17 protein-coding genes are annotated in these 17,377 nt (G+C 66.7%); 12 read left to right on the top strand and 5 right to left on the bottom strand.

Features of this window, described 5'->3' with window-relative positions; translation table 11 throughout:
• Positions 1-196 precede the first annotated feature (196 nt).
• The 3 genes from QF038_RS03570 to QF038_RS03560 all read left to right on the top strand — a co-directional run bounded on the left by QF038_RS03570 (position 197) and on the right by QF038_RS03560 (position 2,405).
• Complete coding sequence (locus tag QF038_RS03570; protein WP_307608818.1) at positions 197-970, top strand: CHRD domain-containing protein; 774 nt, start codon at positions 197-199, stop codon at positions 968-970.
• 33 nt (positions 971-1,003) lie between these two features.
• Positions 1,004-1,711 carry a sortase domain-bontaining protein gene (locus tag QF038_RS03565; protein ID WP_307613392.1) on the top strand — a complete coding sequence of 236 codons (708 nt, stop codon included), beginning with the start codon at positions 1,004-1,006 and terminating at the stop codon, positions 1,709-1,711.
• Between the two features lie 79 nt (positions 1,712-1,790).
• Positions 1,791-2,405, top strand: a complete 615-nt coding sequence (locus QF038_RS03560; RefSeq protein WP_307608816.1) for a hypothetical protein — start codon at positions 1,791-1,793, stop codon at positions 2,403-2,405.
• A 10-nt stretch (positions 2,406-2,415) separates the two neighbouring features.
• Here the strand turns inward: QF038_RS03560 and QF038_RS03555 are convergent, their stop codons facing one another.
• On the bottom strand, positions 2,416-3,084 hold the full coding sequence (locus QF038_RS03555; protein WP_307608815.1) for a PAS and ANTAR domain-containing protein: 669 nt from the start codon (positions 3,082-3,084) through the stop codon (positions 2,416-2,418).
• Positions 3,085-3,455: 371 nt separating this feature from the next.
• Between QF038_RS03555 and QF038_RS03550 the strand changes: the two genes are divergently transcribed.
• The 3 genes from QF038_RS03550 to QF038_RS03540 all read left to right on the top strand — a co-directional run bounded on the left by QF038_RS03550 (position 3,456) and on the right by QF038_RS03540 (position 6,816).
• The gene (locus QF038_RS03550) at positions 3,456-5,636 is read left to right on the top strand and encodes a heavy metal translocating P-type ATPase (protein WP_307608813.1); all 2,181 of its coding nucleotides are present in this window, start codon (positions 3,456-3,458) and stop codon (positions 5,634-5,636) included.
• Positions 5,637-5,692: 56 nt separating this feature from the next.
• Entirely contained in the window at positions 5,693-6,121 is a 429-nt protein-coding gene (locus QF038_RS03545) for a DUF6153 family protein (RefSeq protein WP_307608811.1), read from the top strand.
• Positions 6,122-6,195: 74 nt separating this feature from the next.
• Positions 6,196-6,816, top strand: a complete 621-nt coding sequence (locus QF038_RS03540; RefSeq protein WP_307608808.1) for a DUF305 domain-containing protein — start codon at positions 6,196-6,198, stop codon at positions 6,814-6,816.
• Between the two features lie 126 nt (positions 6,817-6,942).
• Here QF038_RS03540 and QF038_RS03535 read toward each other — a convergent pair whose 3' ends face one another.
• Complete coding sequence (locus QF038_RS03535; protein ID WP_307608806.1) at positions 6,943-8,163, bottom strand: FAD-dependent oxidoreductase; 1,221 nt, start codon at positions 8,161-8,163, stop codon at positions 6,943-6,945.
• Positions 8,164-8,343: 180 nt separating this feature from the next.
• Here QF038_RS03535 and QF038_RS03530 point away from each other — a divergent pair, with 180 nt between their 5' ends.
• From QF038_RS03530 to QF038_RS03515, 4 genes are all read left to right on the top strand, one after another.
• Positions 8,344-9,000, top strand: coding sequence for a low molecular weight phosphatase family protein (locus QF038_RS03530; RefSeq protein ID WP_307608804.1), 657 nt, complete (start codon positions 8,344-8,346; stop codon positions 8,998-9,000).
• A gap of 205 nt (positions 9,001-9,205) precedes the next feature.
• Entirely contained in the window at positions 9,206-10,324 is a 1,119-nt protein-coding gene (locus QF038_RS03525; protein ID WP_307608802.1) for an LCP family protein, read from the top strand.
• Positions 10,325-10,571: 247 nt separating this feature from the next.
• Positions 10,572-11,348 (top strand): histidine phosphatase family protein, encoded by a 777-nt coding sequence (locus QF038_RS03520; protein ID WP_307608800.1) that lies wholly within the window; start codon positions 10,572-10,574, stop codon positions 11,346-11,348.
• Positions 11,326-12,303: an NAD(P)H-hydrate dehydratase gene (locus QF038_RS03515; protein WP_373461505.1), complete on the top strand. Its 978-nt coding sequence runs from the start codon at positions 11,326-11,328 to the stop codon at positions 12,301-12,303. The genes QF038_RS03520 and QF038_RS03515 overlap by 23 nt, the downstream gene beginning before the upstream one ends.
• Before the next feature lie 267 nt (positions 12,304-12,570).
• Here QF038_RS03515 and QF038_RS03510 read toward each other — a convergent pair whose 3' ends face one another.
• Both QF038_RS03510 and QF038_RS03505 read right to left on the bottom strand, forming a co-directional pair.
• Complete coding sequence (locus tag QF038_RS03510; protein ID WP_307608795.1) at positions 12,571-12,993, bottom strand: Hsp20/alpha crystallin family protein; 423 nt, start codon at positions 12,991-12,993, stop codon at positions 12,571-12,573.
• A 206-nt stretch (positions 12,994-13,199) separates the two neighbouring features.
• Positions 13,200-13,391: a hypothetical protein gene (locus QF038_RS03505; protein ID WP_307608793.1), complete on the bottom strand. Its 192-nt coding sequence runs from the start codon at positions 13,389-13,391 to the stop codon at positions 13,200-13,202.
• Positions 13,392-13,627: 236 nt separating this feature from the next.
• Here QF038_RS03505 and QF038_RS03500 point away from each other — a divergent pair, with 236 nt between their 5' ends.
• Positions 13,628-15,862 (top strand): S9 family peptidase, encoded by a 2,235-nt coding sequence (locus tag QF038_RS03500; protein WP_307608791.1) that lies wholly within the window; start codon positions 13,628-13,630, stop codon positions 15,860-15,862.
• 64 nt (positions 15,863-15,926) lie between these two features.
• Here QF038_RS03500 and QF038_RS03495 read toward each other — a convergent pair whose 3' ends face one another.
• Positions 15,927-16,379: an SRPBCC family protein gene (locus QF038_RS03495; RefSeq protein WP_307608789.1), complete on the bottom strand. Its 453-nt coding sequence runs from the start codon at positions 16,377-16,379 to the stop codon at positions 15,927-15,929.
• 290 nt (positions 16,380-16,669) lie between these two features.
• Between QF038_RS03495 and QF038_RS03490 the strand changes: the two genes are divergently transcribed.
• Entirely contained in the window at positions 16,670-17,371 is a 702-nt protein-coding gene (locus QF038_RS03490; RefSeq protein WP_307613391.1) for a peptidoglycan-binding protein, read from the top strand.
• Positions 17,372-17,377: the final 6 nt, after the last annotated feature.

The raw sequence follows: 17,377 nt of genomic DNA, 5'->3' as shown, positions 1-17,377 counted from the left end.
CAGACTTCCCGGCGCACCTTCGATCAATCCTACAGGGCCAGAATGGGCCGCGCCCGCACCCTTCCATGCCTCCGGCGCAGCGGGCGCATTGTGGTCCGATTCACATTCCGGCCCATCCGGAGCAGAAGCAGCAGCGAACCACTGTTGTCCCTCACCTGGGACAACAATGTCACTTGTATGAGGAGACTGCTTTCCGATGAACAAGACACTCCGCTTTTTGGCTGTTCCCACACTCGCACTGGGCGCTGTTGCCCTCTCCGGCTCTCCCGCCCTGGCCGCCGATCACTCCTACCAGTCCACGCTGGGACAGATTAACGGCAGTTCCGCCTCGGGCACCATCACGGTGGACGTTACCGGCAACCAGGCCCACGCAGTCCTGAAGGTGTCCGGCCTGGCCGCCACGTTTATGGACGCCCCCTACCCGCACGTCCAGCACATCCACGGCGGCGCGCAGGGCGCCTGCCCCGCACCCTCCGCAGACAAGGACGGCGACGGCGTCATTTCCACCACCGAGGGCGCACCGGGGTACGGCGGCATCGTCACCACCCTGTCCACCAGCGGCGACACCAGTCCCGCCGCCGGACTGGACCTCAAGGTGGCCGGCCAGGGTGCAAGCTACACGGTTGACCGCACGTTCGAACTGAACGCCGAAACCAAGGCCGCACTCGAAGCCGGCACCGCCGTGGTGGTTGTCCACGGCCTTGATCCCGCCACCCTCAGCGCGGCGGGACAGGCCGCCAAGAGCGACCTCGTTCCCAGCCTCCCGCTGGCAGCGACCTCCCCCGCGCTGTGCGGAACGTTGAAGGCCGGCCAGATGACCATGCCCGTTGGCGGTGCTGAAACCGGCATCACCGCAGGGACGGCCGGACCCGACGCCGGTGCCCTCGCCCTCGGAGGGGGCCTGGTGCTCGCCGCGGCAGCCGGCGGCGTCTACGTGGTCCGCCGCCGCAGCGCCCAGTCAGCCGTGTAGCAACAGGCTGACTGGATCACCGCTGTGACGATCATGAATTCCGGCCACCGTTGGGGGCTTGGGGCCTCAACGGCGGCCGGGCTTCTGCTCCTGCTGGCCGTGGGCGGCTGCGCTGCGGGCAGCACGGGAACGCCCGACGCCGGCCCTGCACCTTCCGCGTCCGCCGCACCTTCTGCGCCGGCCGCCACTGCCACGCCTGGTTCCACCGCAAGTTCCGCCCCACCCGCGGCTCCAGCCCCAAGCCCGGCTGCCGCCGCACCCGCAGCAACGGAACCGGTCGTCCTACCCCGCTCCGAGCCGGTGACCCTGGAAATTCCCTCCATCGGCCTCACCACGGGCCTTATCAAGCTGGGACTGCGGGACAACGGCTCGCTCGAAGTCCCTGAAGACAAAGGCAACGGCGCGCCCGCCAGCTGGTACAACGGTTCCCCCACACCCGGCGAACGCGGCCCGTCCGTGATGCTCGGCCACGTCAATGCCCTGGGCGGCCATAAAGGTGTCTTCGCCGATCTTCGGCAGCTCAGGCCTGGGAGCGACATCATTGTCCTGCGGGCCGACGGCAGCTCCGCCGTGTTCGGCGTGGATCGCGCAGCCCAGTACAGCAAGGACGGGTTCCCCACGCTGGAGGTCTATGGAAACACCCCCGGTTCAGAACTCCGGCTCGTCACGTGCGACGGGTACGACCCCTCCACCGGACGCTTCAACGACAACTACGTCATCTACGCAAAGCTCAAAACCTGACACTGGACCGCGAACCGATGATCCGCGAAAAGCCGAACAAGCGGCCGCACCCCTGAGGAGCGGCCAGGACGGACGAGTCATGCACAACCGCACACCAATACTGGCAGCCCTGGCACTGTGGTCCCTGCTGCTTACTGGCTGCGCTGGGACCGCAGCGTCCGTTGGAGTGGTTCCCGCACCGGCGTCGGACGCCACGTCGCCAGCCGCGCACGGTAGCCATCACGACGGCGGCACCTCCTCCCCCCGCGCCTCCGCCGACGGCCCCAGCGACGCCGCGAGAATGGTGTGCGGAGACCAGCCCATGGACCGGCTCACCGCCATCCTGCACCTGGAAGAAGACCCGCACACTATGAACAGCTGGGCGGACAGCACCTTCACCTGCACCTACCACCTTGCGGAGGGTGCACTGGACATCTCCGTGAAGGAAGCGGCGGGGCAGGCCACGGCGATGAAGTACTTTGACGCCATGCAGGCGCTCGCCAAAGACGCACGGCCCATCGAAGGACTCGCCAACCTGGGCTTTCCGGCGTTCGAAACAGCGGACGGAACGGCAGTGTTCCAAAAGGACAACTTTGTGCTGCAGGTGGACGCGTCAGGCCTTCCGGCCACGCTCGGCCCGGACGCCATCACCCGCAACGCCCTGGCCTACCAGCTCTCCACCACCATCCTTGCGTGCTGGGTGGAGCACCACTAGGACGCGGGTCCTACCCTGCCTTGCGGCGGGAACCCGCCTTGCTGTCATAGGCGATCGCTCTGACTGCGGCGTCGAGGTACCCGCCCGCCGCCTGGGAATTCGCCAGCCGCACCAGTTCGGCGGCCACCACCACCAGCTTGACGTTGCGATGGCTGCTGGTGCTGACGAGCACCTTGAAGGCGTCCTCCGAACCCATTTTAAGCTGGCCCATCAGGATGCCCCGGGCCTGGTCGATCACGCTCCGGGTGGATGTGGCCCCGGCCACCGCTTCCCGGGCAGTCTCCTCGGTCTCGCGCTGGAGTGTGGAGGTGAGGTCGATCATGACGCCTTCCAGGGCGGTGACCGTACCGGCGTCGTCCACTATGGCCTCACCGGACGTAAGCACCCGACGTGTCCGGCCGCGGGAGTCGATGATCCGGTGGTACATGCAGAAGTACCCTCCAGTGCCGGCAACCTGGGCCACAATCTCTTCGCAGCGGGATCTGTCCTCCGGGTGCTTGTGCGAGAACAGCAGGTCCACGGTGGGCACCACTTCGCCGCGTTCGTATCCGTGCAGCAGGAACATGCCGTCCGACCACCGGAGCTTCCAGGTATCCATGTCCACGTGAAATGTCCCCGCCACGCACGGGTTGTCACCCAAAGCGCTCGAGTACGTGTAGGGGCCGCTCAGCTCGCCCATGGAGCCACCTCCGGTCCTTCACCCAGCCGCCCAGCATGGGCAGGCACCATTGCCATTGACACAAGTATGGCCGTGAACGCCCACCTGGGGTAGGCCGGGACGCGTTTTCGATTTCGAGGGGACGAGGCGCAGGTTCAGTCTCAGCCCTTGACGCTGATACCCCCAGGGGGTATATTTTCCAGTGTTGTCAGTGAAGTGGTATGTCCCGGCCGGTGCACCGCACCCGCTTTCACAGCCGTTCAACCCAGCGACGCCCCATCACCTTTCGCGCTGATCCCGGCGACGCCCCACCACCTTCCGCACGAATTGCCGCAACGCTCCATCATCTGCCTCCCGGAGCAGCGGCTGAAACGTCCTCCAAGGAGGAACAGATGCAGGACCACAGGCACCATCACGACGACGCCACCCCGGCCAGCCCCACCCTCACCGAGGCGGAGCGTGCGTCAGCCCCTGCCGCGGCTGCTGCCGGGCACGGGCACGAGCACGGGGACGGGCACGGGCACGGGCACGAGCACCACCAACCCCACGCCGGCCACGACGACGACCACACGGTCCACACCCACGGACAGCATGCCGGACACAGCACAGCCATGTTCAAGAACAGGTTCTGGCTGACCCTGGCACTCTCCATCCCCGTGGTCTATTTCAGCCCCATGGTGGGCCACATCCTGGGCTACATGGCCCCGATGTTCCCCGGCTCCGCCTGGATCCCGCCGGTCCTGGGAACAGTGATTTTCCTCTACGGCGGCCAGCCGTTCCTCAAGGGCGGGCTGCAGGAGCTGAAGGACCGCCGGCCCGGCATGATGCTGCTGATCGGCATGGCCATCACCGTGGCATTCGCCGCGTCCTGGGTCACCAGCCTTGGTCTGGGCGGCTTCGACCTGGACTTCTGGTGGGAACTCGCGCTGCTGGTGGCTATCATGCTGCTGGGCCACTGGATCGAGATGCGGGCCCTCGGTTCGGCGCAGGGCGCCCTGGATGCGCTGGCTGCCCTGCTGCCCGATGAAGCCGAACGCATCACGGACAGCGGCACCGAAACCGTGCCCGTCTCCGAACTCCGCCCCGCAGACCTTGTGCTGGTCCGCTCCGGCGCCCGGATGCCGGCCGACGGCACGGTGGTCCAAGGCCAGGCTGAATTCGACGAATCCATGATCACCGGTGAATCCAAGACCGTGCCCCGCGGCCCCGGGGACGCCGTGGTGGCCGGGACCGTTGCCACGGACTCGAGTGTCCGCGTCCGCGTGGACGCCGTGGGCGAGGACACCGCACTGGCCGGCATCCAGCGGCTGGTGGCCGAAGCACAGGCTTCCTCGTCGCGGGCCCAGGCCCTGGCCGACCGCGCCGCGGCCTTCCTGTTCTACTTCGCTGCGGGCGCCGGCGTCATCACGTTCATCGTGTGGACGCTGCTGGGCAGCATCCCGGAGGCCGTCACCCGGACCATGACCGTGCTGGTGATCGCCTGCCCGCACGCCCTGGGCCTGGCCATTCCGCTGGTCATCGCCATCTCCACCGAGCAGGCTGCCCGCGCCGGCGTCCTGATCAAGAACCGGATGGCACTGGAGCGGATGCGCACCATCGATGTTGTCCTCTTCGACAAGACCGGCACCCTCACCACCGGCGAGCCGGAGCTGAAAGAAGTGGCCGCCGCCCAGGGCGTGGAGGCCGATGAGCTGCTGGCATTGGCCGCCGCCGTCGAGTCAGACAGCGAGCATCCCGTAGCGCGGGCCATCGTCCGTGCAGCCCGGGAGCGGAACCTGGCACTGCCTGCCGTCGCCGGCTTCGTATCGCTTACCGGCCGCGGCGTCCGGGCCTCCGTGGACGGCCGCACGGTGCACGTAGGGGGGCCCGCGCTCCTGCGCGAGCTGGGCGCCGTCGTACCTCCTTCCCTGGCGGCCACGACGCGCGGCTGGATGGACCGCGGCGCGGCCGTCCTGCACGTGATTGACGACGGCGGGAGCGTCCTTGGGGCGGTCAGCCTCGAGGATGCGGTGCGGGCAGAGTCGCGGCAGGCCGTGCGCGCACTGCAGCAGCGCGGCGTCAAGGTGGCCATGATCACCGGCGACGCGCAGCAGGTGGCGCGGGCTGTTGCGGCAGACCTGGACATCGACGAGGTGTTTGCCGAGGTCCTGCCCGCGGACAAGGACAAGAAGGTGGCCGAGCTGCAGTCGCGGGGCCTCAAGGTGGCCATGGTGGGCGACGGCGTCAACGATTCACCCGCGCTGGCCCGCGCCGAGGTGGGCATCGCGATCGGAGCGGGGACGGACGTGGCCATGGAATCGGCCGGGGTGGTGCTGGCCGGGAACGATCCGCGCGCCGTGCTGTCCATGGTGGACCTGTCCCGGGCGAGCTACCGCAAGATGTGGCAGAACCTGGTGTGGGCCACGGGCTACAACATCCTGTCCGTGCCGCTGGCCGCTGGCGTCCTGGCCTTCGCCGGGGTGGTTCTCTCCCCTGCCGCGGGGGCCGTGCTGATGTCCGTTTCCACTATTGTGGTGGCGTTGAACGCCCAGCTGCTGCGGCGCCTGAAACTGAACCCTGCGGAGGTACGTTAGAACGACGCCCGTCCACTTTTGGCCGACCCGACCATCGCGGAAAGGAGGAATTGTCCATGACTGCAGCCATTCGTCGCCTGGCGTCCCTCCTCGGCGTCGCGGCGCTGATGGCCATTGTGCTGGGCGTCATGGCCGGGATACTCGGGATGCACGTGATGACGGCCGACCACTCGGCGCACACATCCCACGTGGTGCTCCAGGCCACGGATTCCTCCCCCGCCGCCGATATGCACGGGTCCGCCCACAGGGGGCACGCCACGCCGCCAAGCCTGGCGACGGAAACCTGCTTTGGTTCCTGCCCCGAGATGCAGGATGCGGGACCGATGTGTGTCCTCCTGGCCAACACCGCATCACTGACTGTCTTTCCGGCCGATGGGCCTGCTGCCGTGGAACCCGGCCACGCCGCAGGTGTCAGTCCGGCAGCAGGCTACTCCTACATTCCGGCAAGTCCCACACCATGCGAACTGTCCATCAGCCGAACGTAAAACAGGACGGTGCAGTGCACTTCCGCACGCCACCCCTGGCCCCCGTTCAACTACTTTCCTGAAGGACACCTTCCATGAAAACCACGATCAAAACACTCTCCGCTGCGGCCGCCCTGGCAGCCTCGCTGGGCCTTGCCGGGTGCGCGGCCGATTCCGGAACCTCCGGCGGCATGCACTCCACCCACGCCGGTTCGAGTTCGAGTCCGACGTCCAGCATGATGCCGGACGCCAACGCCGACCATAACCAGGCCGACACCACATTCGCCCAGATGATGATTCCGCATCATGCCCAGGCGGTGGAGATGAGCGGGATGGTCCTGGCCAAGCCGGACGTGCCCGCCGACGTCACCGCGCTGGCCACCAGGATCAAGGACGCCCAGGCACCGGAAATCGAGACCATGACCGGGTGGCTCAAGGGCTGGAATGTCCCCACGATGGCCTCTGACCATTCCGGGCACGGCATGTCAGGAATGGTGGACGCGGAGGGCCTCAGTAAACTCAAGGCCGCCCAGGGAACCGAGGCCGCCAGGCTCTTTATGGAGCAGATGACCGGTCACCATGAAGGAGCCATCGAGATGGCCAAGGACGAAATCGCCGGGGGCAAGTACCCCGCTGCCATCCAGCTGGCCCGCGAGATTATCACTGCTCAGGAAGCGGAGATCGCCGAGATGAAGAAGCTCCTGGCCGCGCTCTGACGCTCTCTCACTTACGGCAACCAATCGGCCAACGCTCTCACTTTCTTTAGGAAAGTGAGAGAGCGTTGGCCGCCAAACCGCGTTAAGTGAGCGAGCGCTCCCAATGGGGGCACCGCAAGGACGGGGTCAGGCGCCGCGGTGTTTGACATGCTCGGGGCGGATTCCTATCCCAACAAACCTGGCGGTGATCCGGCGCAACAGCGGCGAGGCGGCCCGCAGGAACATCACGAACCATCGGGGTGCGATGCGGTTCCCATTGGTAGCCCTGAGGAGCACCCGGTGTCCGTTGCGCTGGAGCTGCTGCATGATCTTCACCGGCATCTCCCGCCGCCGCTGCACGGCCGCGAGTTTCCCGACTGGAGCAGTTCCACCGGCAAGATCCTCCCCGATGGCGTTGGCCAGTGCCACGGCGTCCTGGATGGCGAAGTTCACGCCGACGCCAAACATCGGCGACATCGCGTGGGCCGCGTCGCCGATGGCCATGAATCCGGGACGGTACCAGCGCCGCAGCCGGTTGATCTGGACGGACAGAAGTTTCACCTGGTCCCAGTCCGTGAGGTTGCCGACGACGGGGCGCAGGATCGGCGCCGCGCCGGTGATCCGCGCCTGGAGTACGTCGATCTTTGCTCCGCGGAGCTCGTCAAAACCTCCTTTGCGGATCACCATCCCGGACTGGTACCGGTCGCCCCGGTCAATCGTGAGGACCAGCCCTTGCGCGGAGATGTATCCGAGCGTCGGGGACGGAGGATCCGGCGGCTTGGGCAGGTTGAACCAGAGCACATCGATGGGCACGCCGAAGTCGTCGGGAATCAATCCGGCAGCGTGACGCAAGGCCGATTCCCGTCCGTCGGCAGCGACGGTGAGGGTGGCACGGATCTCCAGGCCGCCGTCGGACGCGAGAGCCCGGACCCCGCGCACCTGGCCCTCTTCGATGATGAGTCCGGTGGCCTCGGTGAGCATCCGCAGCTCGAAGTTGGGGAACGCGTGCGCCTCGCGGGCAAGGAAGTTCAGGAAGTCCCACTGGGGCGCGAGGACCAGGAAGTTGTCCGGCGCCGGGAGGGTACTGAAATCGGCCGTGGTGATCCGCTGGCCATCAATCACGATGTCCAGGGTGGACAATTTGCTCAGTGGCAGTTCCAGGAATTTGCCGCGGAGCCCGAGTTCGCCCAGCAGGGTCACGGTGGAGGGATGCACGGTGTCGCCGCGGAAGTCGCGCAGGAAGTCGCCGTGTTTTTCCAGGACCGTCACCCGCAGCCCTTGCCGGGCAAGCAGGTACCCCAGCACCATGCCCCCTGGGCCGCCGCCGGCAATAACGCAATCCCGTTTGATCTGGCTGTCCACAGTCATATCATCGTGCTTCCTTGCCCTCGGGTGATAGAGCGTTGCCGGGAAACCTGCGAAAGGTGATGGGGCGTCGGTTGGGAAGCGGCCAAAAGTGAGCGGGCGTGCGGGGTGGGGCGGCCGGCGTCGGGCTGATGCATGTTAAGTTGAAAAGCACGGAGGCACCGGCTGGAAAGAGAATCTCCCTTGGACTCACCCGCACCAGTAAGAATCCTGACTGTCTGCACGGGCAACATCTGCCGCTCTCCGGTGGCCGAGCGGTTGCTGCAGGCGGGGCTGAACCAGGTGCTGCCGGGCGGTTTCGAGGTGCGCAGTGCCGGGACCCGGGCCATGGTGGGCGACCCCATCCAGCCCATCTCGGCCGACATCATCCGCACCTTCGGCGGGGACCCGGAGCAGTTCGCGGCCCGCCAGCTGACGCCCAAGATCCTTCGCGGGGTGGACCTGGTGCTGACCATGACCTCAGGGCACCGCGGTGAAGTCCTGCAGCTGGACGCTTCCCTCCTGAAGCGCACCTTCACCATCCGCGAGTTCGCCCGCATGCTTGACGTCCTGGACCAGCGCGCCGAGGCCGCCGGCAACGCACTTGAGGGAACGTACGACGACGGCGATCCCCTCGCTGCCAACGTCGCCTTCTGGCGCGGCTTGCCTGCGCGGGCGGCAGCTGTGCGCCACTTGTCACTGCCCGCGGACTCGGCCGAGAACGACATCATCGACCCGTACCGCCGGGCTCCGGAGGTGTACCGGCAGATGGAGGACGAGCTCGCGCCTGCGATCGTGTCCATCCTGCGCCACGCACGCCTTAATGCCCCCGTTCGCTGGAACGGTGCGCCGACGCTGTAGCGTTCCGGCGAACCCGCACCGTTCCGGCGAACCCGCACCGTTCCGGCGAACCCGGCGGGCGCCATCCGTACAACTGCTGCCGGACCCCTGGACGGTGAAGAGCATCTGCAGGCCCTGGCAGGTGACAGTTTGGACACGTATGTAGCCAGCGGAGCCCTCGCGGGCGGACACTGATCCCACCAAACGCACAATGAGGTGAGGCACAATGAGCATGCCAGGCGGTTCTGAGCCCTCCGGCGCCACCCCTTCCGGGTCCCATCCGCACGGCCTGGGCTGGGTTGCGCATGGCCGGCGGCGCTGGATCGCCGCCCTGCTGGCCCTGGCACTGGTGGCGGTTGCCGTCGTCGCGATCGTCAACCTCAGCCGCGGAGGGACGGCGGCGCAGCCCGCAGCAGCACAAACCGCTTCCCCATCCGCCAGTCCCATCGATACTCCCGCTGAGACTCCCTCCGAAACACCCCCGCCTGCCCCGGCCGCCCCGCCGCCACCCCCTATTCCGGAGCTTCCTGCTGCGGCCATGAACGTGCTGGTGATTGGCAGTGACATGCGCGGCAACGCCCACGACGCCGCGGCTCACACGGCGGCCACCGGTGAACCCATGGACCAGCGCGCCGACGTCCTGATGGTGGTCCACGTCCCGGCCGACCGGCGAAACCTGTACATGATCTCCATCAACCGCGACTTGTGGGTGGACATCCCGGGCCTGGGCGGTTCCAAAGTCAACGCCGGCCTGCAGTATGGCGGCATCGACATGCAGACCGCCGCGGTCCAGTCGTTGCTGGGTATCACCATCGACCAGACCCTGATGGTGGACTTCGGCGGTTTCAAGATCCTCGTTGACGGGTTGGGCGGAATCGACGTGGACGTACCCGTCCCGTTCCAGTCCACCCATGACACCGGGCACGTCTTCACCCCCGGCGTGAACCACCTGGACGGGCAGGCGGCGCTTGAGTTTTCCCGCGAGCGCTACGCGTTTTCCGACGGCGATTTCCAGCGGGTGCGCAACCAGCGGACCCTGCTCCGGGCCATCCTCGCCCGCCTCACTGCCAATGGCGCCCTGAACGATGTAACGGCAGTACGGGGGCTGGTGGACTTCGCGTCCTGCTGCCTGACGGTGAACAAAGGCTTTGACCCGGTGCAGGCTGCCATCCTCGCCTACAGCCTGCGCAACCTGGACGCGAATGCGATCCGCACCATGACTCTGCCCACGGCCGGGGCCGGCTTCGTGGGGGCCCAGTCAGTGCTGTTTCCCGATTACGGCGGCATCAACGCGGTGGGCGCGGCGCTGTGGGAGGGCAGGATCGCCGAGTTCGCCGTGGAATAGGAGCTGGCCGGCTTCCGGCCGGCGAGCTGATCGCCGGGCTCACTGGGTCAGGGACTGTCCCCTTGGTGACAAGCAACGCGGGATCACTTCCAGCCCAACATTCCGTGAATATCGGGCGGTATCTGACCGCGCATTTTGGTGGCAAACACTCCTCCCCTTCCGCCGCCTGGTTTAGGTTCGCTGCCCGTGGGTACGCCGCTGGTAGTGTTCCTGCATTCGGCAAGCCAGGCGGACGGAGTGATTTCTTGTGAAAGAGGACGGACTGACGGAGGCTGTCCAGGAGGCCGGAGCCGTGGAACTGCTCCTGGTCCGCCACGGTGAGAGCGAAGGAAACGTGGCAGCCACTGACGCGCGGCTGGCCGGGGCCGAGGTCATCGAGGTGCCCGCCCGGGACGCGGACGTGAACCTGTCCGGGACCGGCCAGGAGCAGGCCAAAGCCTTGGGCGCGGCGCTGGCCCGCATCGCCGAGGACCTCCGGCCCGATGCCGTGGTCTCATCCCCCTACGCCCGGGCGAGGCAGACCGCCGAGATCGCGGTGGAAACCGCCGGATGGCCGGTGAAGGTCCGCACCGATGAGCGGTTGCGGGACCGCGAACTGGGCATCCTGGACCGGCTGACGCGGCTGGGGGTGGAGAAGCGTTTCCCTGAGGAGGCCGAACGCCGGGAGTGGCTGGGCAAGCTGTACTACCGGCCGCCGGGCGGGGAGTCCTGGGCCGACGTTGCCCTGCGGCTGCGGTCCGTTCTTGACGAGCTGAACAACCTCAGCACCGGGCACCGGGTAATGCTGGTCTGCCACGACGCCGTGATCCTGCTTTTCCGGTATGTCCTGGAGGGAATGAACGAGGAGGAAATCCTGGATCTGGCGGCCAGCACCTCCGTCCTCAATGCCTCCCTCACCCGGTATGTGCGGCCGTCCGGCGAAGGACCCTGGACGTTGGAGAGCTTCAACGTGGCGGACCACCTGACGGAGCAGGGTGTCACCGTCACCGAGCATGCCGGAGATGCCAGTGTCCACCCGAAGTGAGGCCAACTCCCCTACCCTGGTGACGCCCTCACTGCTGCGTGAGTGGCCGCTGCCGGCGCCGGGCGAGGACAAGTATTCACGCGGTTCCGTCCTGGTGATCGGCGGAGCGCGGGCCACGCCGGGTGCGGCGCTGCTGGCCGGTACTGCTGCGCTGCGGGCCGGCGCGGGGAAGCTGAGCCTCGCCGTTGCAGAGTCGGTGGCCGTGCAGGTTGCTGTGGCGCTGCCCGAATGTGGAGCGATAGGCCTTCCCGAAACTGATGAGGGGTCGCTGACAGGCGAAGGGCTGGACCAGATCTCGACCTACCTCGACCGTGCCGATGCCATCCTGGTGGGCCCGGGCCTCGACGATCCGGATCTTGCCGAGGAGCTTTTGCGGGGCCTGCTGGAGAGGGAGACCCGGACCGGCAGCTCAGGCACAGAGGAGGCGGGCTCAGCTGAGACAGACTCCGGTGAGGGGACCGCGGGCGGGGGTCCCGCCGTCGTACTCGACGCTTACGCCCTGGGCGGCCTGCTGAAGCTGGGCGACCAGCTGGAACCGTGGAAGGGGCGGCTGATCCTCACGCCGAATCCCAAGGAGGCGGCCATCCTGCTGGAGCGCGAGGTGGATGACCTCGCGGCGGACGTGGCGGCGATTGCGGACAAATTCCAGGCGGTGGTGAGCTGCCAGGGCTTCATAGCCCGGCCGTCGGGCGGTGGCGCCGGGGAGGAAGCCGAGCTGTGGCTGATGACCACGGGCTACGGCGGGCTGGGAACGTCCGGAAGCGGCGATGTGCTGGCCGGAGCGATTGCGGGACTGCGCGCACGCGGAACAACCAGCGCACAGGCTGCCTGCTGGGGGACGCATCTCCATGCTGCCGCAGCGGACCGGCTCGCCAGCAGGATGGGCCCCCTCGGATTCCTCGCCCGTGAACTGGCCGACGAACTGCCCGCCCTGATGCTGGAGCTGAACACCTAAGCGCCCTGAAGCAACACGGGTCACTTTGCGCCCAATGTTGCCGCGTTATTGGGCCGTTGCCGCGTTATTGGGCCGGACCTGACCCAGCGTTGGAGGAAAGTGAAGCCCGGGCATGGGATGACCCCCGGCCGAAACCGGGGGCCACCGTATCGGGAGGTTCAGGCGTAGGCTGCCGATGCGCTTTAAGCGCTGTGGCGTGCATACTAGCGATCCGCCCAAGAGGCAGTCAGCAATAAATGAATACCCGACGTCCCGATCCTGTTGAGACTAGGCGGAAATTTCCTGCTTCGCCCCCTTCGTTTCAATTTCGATCTTGCGCGGCTTGGCCTTTTCGGCGACAGGAATCCGCAGCGTCAGGACACCGGCGTCGTAGCTTGCCTTGACGTTATCGGTATCCAGGGTGTCCCCGAGGATCAGCTGGCGGCTGAACACGCCGCGCGGCCGCTCGGAGGCGATCAACTCGGTGTCCTTGCCCGCGGGGTCCGGACGCTCGGCCCGCACCGTCAGGACATTCCGTTCCACATCCAGATCCACCGAATCCAGTGCGACGCCGGGCAGATCAAAGGCGACGACGAATTCCTGGTCCTCGCGCCAAGCGTCCATGGGCATCGCTGCCGGACGCGCTGCCGTGCCGAGGACCTGCTGGGCCAGCCTGTCCAGCTCGCGGAACGGATCGGTTCGCATCAACATGGCTTCCCTCCTCGTAAGAGACGGTCCAACATTGGTTTTGGTACCAGCCAATCTGTATTGGCTGATATAGATTTTTTACCACTCGGACGGTAGGTCTGCAAGCGGTTCGGGGACGAATTTTTCTTGTTTTTGCGGGGCCGCCCAGGCGCGGCGAAGGGGCCTCCCGCGCTGTGCAGAGGGCCCCTTCTTGTGGGTGTTTTGGCTGGTCAGCTCCGGGTGGGGTCCGGGCGCAGCGGTGCGGGCCCCGGATCCGGCACTGGCAGCGGCCCGGGAGGTTCCGGCGTCGGGAAGGGATTGGGCGGCTGCGGACCGGGATAGCCGGGCTGGGTGGGATCAGGCTGGTCCGGGCCTGGTTCCGGCGGGAACGGTTCGGGCTCGTGCACTGGCGGGATGGTCATATGCTTCCCCTCTCACGCTGGGCGGATGTGCCTTAGCGTGAACAGGATACGCCTGCGGCCGGAACCCCACTAGGCCACCATCACCCCGATGCCCTATCACTTTTGGTCCCCAAGGCGGCCGGTTGGGGACCAAAAGTGATAGGGCATCACCTGGATTTCTGCGGGAGGTGATGGGGCGTTATCGTCCGGTAGCGAACGGCCGGTTCATTGTCGGGGCGGGTCTATATATTGAAACCATGACCCAGACTCCGCTGCAGGATTCCGCCAGCACCACCGCCACGCCAGCTCCCCCGGTTGCCAAGAAGGTTCCCATCGAACGCAAGCACCACGGGGACACCTTTGTGGACAACTACGAGTGGCTGCGGGACAAGGAATCCGCCGAGGTCGTGGAGCACCTGAAGGCGGAGAATGCCTACCAGGAAGCGGTCACCGCGCACCAGGAGCCGCTGCGCGAGGCCATCTTCCAGGAGATCAAGGGCCGCACGCAGGAGACGGACTTGTCGGTCCCGCACCGCAAGGATGGCTGGTGGTACTTCAGCCGATCGGTGGAGGGCAAGGAGTACGGCATCCAATGCCGGGTCAAGGCGGAAGACACCGGCAATCCCGTCCGGGACTGGACGCCGCCCCGGGTGGAGCCCGGCGTCGAGATCCCTGGCGAGGAAGTCCTGCTTGACGGCAACGTCGAAGCGGAGGGCAAAGCCTTCTTCTCAATAGGCGGCACCGCTGTGACGGTGGACGGGACCCTGTACGCCTATGCCGTGGACAACAGCGGCGACGAACGCTTCACCCTGCGCATCAAGGACCTCCGCACCGGCGAGCTCCTGCCGGACGTCATCGAGAACATCTTCTACGGCGTTTCCTTCTCCCCTGACGGCACCCGCATCTTCTACACGGTGGTGGACGCGTCCTGGCGCCCCTACCAGGTCAAGGCCCACACGCTGGGCACCCCGGTTGAGGAAGACGTGGTGATCTACCAGGAGGACGACGCCGCCATGTGGCTGGGCTTCGAGCTCTCCGCGGACCGGCGTTACCTGGTGCTGGGCATCGGCTGCTCCGAGTACAGCGAAACCCGCCTGCTCCGCTTCGACGACCCGGCCCAGGAACTCACCACCGTGATTTCCCGCAACGAGCGGGTGCTGTATGAAGCCGAACCGTTCCTGCTGCCCGGGCCGGACGGTGAAAAGACGGAAAAGATCCTGCTGACCCACAACCGCAGCGCCGTCAACTCGATGGTCTCCCTGGCGGACCCGGCCGAGCTGGAGAAGCCGCTGGCCGAGCAGCAGTGGGCCACCGTCGTCGAACATTCCGACGACGTGCGCGTCAACGGCGCGGGCGTCACCTCCACCCACCTGATGGTGTCCATCCGCAAGGACACCATCGAGCGCGTCCAGGTGATCGGCCTGGCCGGGCTGGGCACCGCCGCGCAGGAGCCGCCGGTGGAGCCGGCCTTCGATGAAGAGCTGTACACGGCAGGAGTGGGAGGTTCGGACTACGAAGCCCCCGTGATCCGGCTGGGCTACACGTCCTACTTCACGCCGTCGCGGGTTTACGACTTCGTGCTGCCCACCCCTGAACAGCCCGCCGGCGAGTTGCTGCTGCGGAAGGAAAGCCCGGTGCTGGGCGGTTATGACGGCAGCGACTACGTGGCCACGCGCGAATGGGCGACGGCGGCGGACGGGACCCGCATCCCGCTCTCGGTGCTGCGGCACAAGGCCATCAAGCAGGATTCGACGGCGGCCGGGCTGGTGTACGGCTACGGCTCCTATGAGCTGAGCATGGATCCAGGCTTCGGCATTGCGCGCCTGTCCCTGCTGGACCGCGGCGTGGTGTTCGTCATCGCCCATATCCGCGGCGGCGGCGAACTGGGCCGGCACTGGTACGAGGATGGCAAGAAGCTCACCAAAAAGAACACCTTCACCGACTTCATTGACGCCACCGACTGGCTGGCCGGCTCCGGCTGGGTGGACCCGTCCCGCATCGCGGCCCTGGGCGGCTCTGCCGGCGGCCTGCTCATGGGTGCGGTGGCCAATATGGCCCCGGAAAAGTACGCGGCCATTGTGGCGCAGGTGCCGTTCGTGGACCCGCTGACCAGCATCCTGGACCCGGACCTGCCGCTGTCCGCTCTCGAATGGGAGGAATGGGGCAACCCCATCACGGACCCCGAGGTCTACGCCTACATGAAGTCCTACACCCCTTACGAGAACGTGCACCGGACGGCATACCCGAAGATCGCTGCCGTAACGTCTTTCAATGACACCCGGGTCCTCTATGTGGAGCCCGCCAAGTGGGTGCAGGAGTTGCGGAACAAGACCACCGCGGGCCAGCCGATCGTGATGAAGATCGAGATGGACGGCGGCCATGGCGGCGCGTCCGGCCGCTATGTCCAGTGGCGCGAACGGGCCTGGGACTACGCCTTCATCGCCGATTCCCTCGGGGCCACCGAATTGCTCCTCGGCGCCGGGCTGAAGTAGGCGTACGACGGCGGGCGCGCCCCGCCGTCGACGCCTGCCTTTTGCCCCACGCACGGCAGTCGCTTCAGCCCTGCGGGTGCTCCGCCAGCCACTCGGCCAGGGTCTCGAGATTGGCCCGGACCGTCCTCCCCTGCGCCCGTGCCACCAGCGCGTCCGCCAGCTTGCCAAAGACCCCGCCCAGGCCGGACGCGGCGTCGATTCTCTGGGTGACGCGCGTACCGCCGTCGGCCGGTTCGAGCGTGAACGTCACGGTGAAGTCCAGCTTGCCCTCGACCGAACGGGACACCATGCGCCGGGGCGGATCGAACTCGGTAACTTCCACAACCCAGTCGAACTGCTGCCCCATGATTTTGCTGGTTCCGCGCCCCCGGGAACCCATCCCGACAGGACCGTCCCCGACCTGTCCGGACGAGGTGACGGAGGAATCGTAGACGGCGATGTTTTCGAATCTGGACAGAAACTCGAAAACCTCCTGCGGCGGCCGGGCGATGACAACACTTTCTTCTACAACAGGCACTGCAGTCTCCTTTGAAAGGCACCTGATGCCGGCACGGCTTTGCCGGCACAATGGCAGGCACAGCGCCAGAGTGGACCCGCCGTCCGCCACTGTCAATGCCTTCGGGAGGGGCAGGCCGCCCTACCCCGGAGGCCTGCCCTGATGCCTGCAGACGGCTTGAACAGCAGCAATATGACGCTGGCCGCCGCTGCCCGGTACCCAAAGAAGGTAATCATGCTTACTATTGTCTGGCGCCGGCTGCCCGCTGGGGGCAGGTTAACCGGCGCCGCATGTGGAGGTTTTGAGTGAGCATGGAACAGGAAATGCGTCCCTTGACCAACGACGAACTGATCGCAGAGCAGGCCACGGCTTTGCCGGACAAGGAAGTGGCCTCTGTCCTTGACCTGAATGCGGACCTGGATCTGGGTATCGACGCGGCAGCGCCCATCGACCTTGCCGTTGCGGCCAACGCCAACGTGGCGGCCCCCATCGACGCGGCCGCCTCGGCCAATATCCTCTCCTTCGGCTCCGAGGCGCAGGCGCTGGCGGACCAGGGGGTCATGATTGATCAGGGCATCGTGGCCGACGCCAACGCCGAGTCCACGCAGGACAGCGTCATTGACCAGGGCAACGACACCATCGACGACGGCACGACAGGTACCGCGGGCACCACCACCGGCACGGATGGCACCGGTACAGCAGCCGACGGCGGCCTGGGCGAAGCCCTGCCCGATGTTGGCGCTGTGCCGGTGGATCCCGCCGCAGCGCTCGACGGGGACCTGCTCAACGTCAATGTGGACCTGGCGGCCGACGCGGACATCGCCGCGCCGATCAACGGAGCCGTGGCAGCCAACGCCAATGTGGCCGCACCGATCGACGCAGCCGTCGCGGCCAACATCGGATCGATCGGCAGCCAGGCCTATGCCGTGGCGGACCAGGACGCACTGATCACGCAGCACATCGAGGGCGCAGCCAACGCCACTGCAGACCAGCAGTCCGACCTCGAACAGTAAACACAG

The sequence above is a fragment of the Pseudarthrobacter sp. W1I19 genome, from assembly GCF_030817835.1.
Taxonomy (GTDB): domain Bacteria; phylum Actinomycetota; class Actinomycetes; order Actinomycetales; family Micrococcaceae; genus Arthrobacter.
The sequence above is the reverse complement of the archived record's forward strand: the minus strand, read 5'-3'. Positions and strand labels throughout refer to the sequence as shown.